General features: G+C 67.6%; 5 protein-coding genes. 4 read left to right on the top strand and 1 reads right to left on the bottom strand.

Going from position 1 to position 3,265, the window contains the following annotated elements; translation table 11 throughout:
• The 3 genes from AC27IQ_RS21010 to flhC all read left to right on the top strand — a co-directional run.
• Positions 1 to 428, top strand: a 428-nt coding sequence (locus AC27IQ_RS21010; RefSeq protein ID WP_487090650.1) for a sulfurtransferase, incomplete at its 5' end; no start/stop codon positions are given.
• A gap of 233 nt (positions 429 to 661) precedes the next feature.
• Positions 662 to 991 (top strand): flagellar transcriptional regulator FlhD, encoded by a 330-nt coding sequence (gene flhD, locus AC27IQ_RS21005; protein ID WP_092740590.1) that lies wholly within the window; start codon positions 662 to 664, stop codon positions 989 to 991.
• A gap of 67 nt (positions 992 to 1,058) precedes the next feature.
• Positions 1,059 to 1,601 carry a flagellar transcriptional regulator FlhC gene (gene flhC, locus AC27IQ_RS21000; RefSeq protein ID WP_272564393.1) on the top strand — a complete coding sequence of 181 codons (543 nt, stop codon included), beginning with the start codon at positions 1,059 to 1,061 and terminating at the stop codon, positions 1,599 to 1,601.
• A 96-nt stretch (positions 1,602 to 1,697) separates the two neighbouring features.
• Here the strand turns inward: flhC and AC27IQ_RS20995 are convergent, their stop codons facing one another.
• Positions 1,698 to 2,948, bottom strand: a complete 1,251-nt coding sequence (locus tag AC27IQ_RS20995) for a YihY family inner membrane protein (RefSeq protein ID WP_284428914.1) — start codon at positions 2,946 to 2,948, stop codon at positions 1,698 to 1,700.
• Between the two features lie 21 nt (positions 2,949 to 2,969).
• Between AC27IQ_RS20995 and AC27IQ_RS20990 the strand changes: the two genes are divergently transcribed.
• On the top strand, positions 2,970 to 3,265 hold a 296-nt coding region (locus AC27IQ_RS20990), incomplete at its 3' end, for a DUF2069 domain-containing protein (RefSeq protein ID WP_487090649.1).

The following is a 3,265-nucleotide window of genomic DNA, read 5'->3' as shown; positions in this document are numbered from 1 at the left end:
CGCATTTCCAGTCCAACTTCAAGCTGGGCGAGCCCCTGCGCCAGTTGGCCACCGCGGCGGACGTGCAGGCCGCCCTGGGGCAGGACCGCCAGACGGTGATCGACGCCCGCGCCCCCGCCCGCTACCGCGGCGAGGTCGAGCCGCTGGACCCCGTGGCCGGGCACATTCCCGGCGCGCTGAACCGCCCCTTCAGCGAAAACCTCGGGCCGGATGGCCGCTTCAAGCCCGCCGCGCAACTGCGCGCCGAGTTCGAGGCCCTGCTCGGCGCCCGCGCGCCCGGCATGGTGGTGCACCAGTGCGGCAGCGGGGTGAGCGCCATCCCGAATGTCCTGGCCATGGAACTGGCCGGTTTCGGAAAAACCACGCTGTTTGCCGGCAGCTGGAGCGAATGGTGCAGTGTTCCTGACCGCCCCGTGGAGCGCGGCTGACCCCTGCGGGAGGGCCGGCCGTGCAGCAGGCGGCCCCCTCTCCAGGGTGGGACAGCCGCTGCGGATTTTGTAAGGCAACTTCCTACACGGGCGGTGCGCCGACCAGACACGCTGCACATCCAAACCCCGACTTAATTTTTGATTGGGCTGAATTCACAATCCATTTCAACGGATCGCGAAACCATGCAAACCGCATGAACCCCGCCAGATCGGTTAAAGGAAAAGGATTCACCATGACCTCCGAACAACTTCTCGCTGAAATCCGCGAAGCCAACCTCACCTACCTGATGTTGGCACAGACCCTGATCCGCCAGGACAAGGCGGAAGCTGTTTTCCGTCTGGGCCTGAACGAAGACGCCGCCGACATCCTCGCCTCGCTGTCGGCCGCTCAGGTGCTCAAGCTGGCCTCCCGCAACACGCTGCTGTGCAGCTTCCGGGTGGACGACAACCTGGTGTGGAGCTTGCTCACCAACCACAACACCCCGAAGAAGGTCGGCAACGAAGCGACCAACACGCTGCACGCCAACATCCTGATGGCCAGCCGCGTGTCCGAAGTGCTCTGAGCGCAGCGCCCGCCGCCCTCACCGCCTCGCCCGCCTGCCGCCGCCCACCCTTCTTCGAAAGCCAGCCATGTCCGCACCCGTCAAGAGCGTCCTCAACGAATCCAAGCAGATCGAACGCGCCGCCATGCTGATCCAGATGGGTGCCCGCATGCAGGTACTGGAGTCGGAAACCACGCTGTCCTACGAGCGCCTGATCCGGCTGTACAAGGAGATCGCCGGCAAGTCGCCGTCCAAGGGCCAGCTGCCCTTCTCGACCGACTGGTTCCTGACCTGGCAGGAGAACATCCACAGCTCGCTGTTCCTGAACATCTACGAATACCTGTCCAAGGGCGTGGACCTGGATTCGGTGGAGCTGCTCACCAAGGCCTACCGCCTGTACAACGAGCAGGTCACCACCGCCGAGATCGAACCCCTGCTGTCCTTCACCCGCGCCTGGCGCCTGGTGAAGTTCGTGGACGCCGGCATGCTGACCCGCACCGCCTGCTCGCAGTGCAGCGGCCAGTTCGTCACCGAGCTGTACGAAAACGCCCGCAACTACACCTGCGGCCTGTGCAATCCGCCCGCCCGTGCCGGCAAGAGCAAGTCGGCCGGCGCGCTGATGCTGCACTGAGCCCCTGCACCACCAGGCTTTGAGCCAAAAAGCCTTCCAGCGCATATTCCACTAGGGCATATAGCTACAAAAACAATAGCAAATGCCCGCCGTGACTCACGCCGGGCGGGGCAGCACGTCCGCCATCTTGAGCACGGACACGCCCGTGTTGCCCCAGAAACGCTCCAGGCTGTCGGCCCGCTCGATCAGCAGCCGCTGCACCAGCGGCTCCAGCGACGTGGCGGCGGGATCGGCCACCAGCAGGTAGCGCGGCTCCACGGTCTCGGGCACGCCGGCGGCGGTTTCGTTGACCTGCACCACCCAGTCCAGGGCGGTGAGCGCCTCCAGCACGGGTTCCAGCTGCAGCGCATCCACGCGCAGCGCCTGGCACAGCGCGCTCATGCGCAGCCCGCGGGCCGGTGTCTCGTGCGCCCGGTGCAGGGCCTGCAGCGCCTCCACCGCCAACTGGAAGGTCCAGCCCTGGCCGCTCGCCCGGCGCGCCACCCCGTTGAGCAGGCTGGGCAGGTACGCTGCCACCACCGCGCCCAGCAGCACGATCACCCAGGCCACGTAGATCCAGACCAGCAGGATCGGCAGCGTCGCGAAGGCGCCGTACAGCACCGAATACGTGGGCACCGAGGCCAGGTACAGGCCGAGCACCTTCTTGGCCACCTCGATCCCCACCGAGACGAACACGCCACCCGACCACGCATGGCGCCATTTGACCTGCGTGTTGGGCACGTAGCGGTACAGCGCCGCGGTGCCGCCGGCCAGCAGCAGGAATTCGATGGAATCGAACAGCAGCCGCGCGCTATCGGGCAGCGCGTCGTGCAGGCCGCGCGAGGCCGAGGACGCCACCGAGGTGGTGAGCGCCAGGCTGGCCGCCAGCACCAGGGGCCCCAGCGTGATGACGGCCCAGTAGATCAGCACGCGCTGGCCCAGGGGCCGCAGCCGGCGCACGCGCCAGATGTTATTGAGGGTGCGGTCGATGGTCAGGACCAGCGCCAGCGCCGTGCCCAGCAAAATCGAAAACCCCGCCACGCCCAGGCCGCTGGCCTTGGCCGCGAACTGCGTGAGGTAGCCCAGCACCTGGCGCGAGATGCTGTCCGGCACCAGGCTGTCCACCAGCCAGCGCTGCAGCCCCGTCTGCAGGGTGCCGAAGATGGGAAAGGCGGTGAACACGGCCAGCGCCACGGTGAAGAAAGGCACCAGCGCCAGCAGCGTGGTGAAGGTCAGGCTGCTGGCGGTGAGGCCCAGGCGGTCCTCGCGAAAGCGCTCGCGCAGGGTATGCGCCGTGGTGCGCCAGGGAAAGTGCGACAGATCGGCCAGGACGGCTTCGAAGCGCTGCGCGAGTGGGGCTAAAGGCATGGCCGATATGATGCCACCCCGATGGCCTCTTCCCCCCTCTCTCCCGGCGCGCACCGCGCCGCATCCGGCACTGGCGCCCCGGCCGCCCCCGACGTGGCGGCCACCCGGTGGCTCGCCGTGGGCAGCCTGCTCGGCCTGATCGTGCTCAGCCTGGCCTGGGAGCTGTGGCTCAGCCCGCTGCGGCCCGGCGGCTCTTGGCTGGCGCTCAAGGCGCTGCCGCTGGCGTTCCCGCTGGCCGGGCTGCTCAAGCACCGCATGTACACCTACCGCTGGGTGAGCCTGGTGGTGTGGCTGTATTTCACCGAAGGCGTGGTGCG

This window comes from Acidovorax sp. KPB24-07, assembly GCF_057543315.1.
The sequence above is the reverse complement of the archived record's forward strand: the minus strand, read 5'-3'. Positions and strand labels throughout refer to the sequence as shown.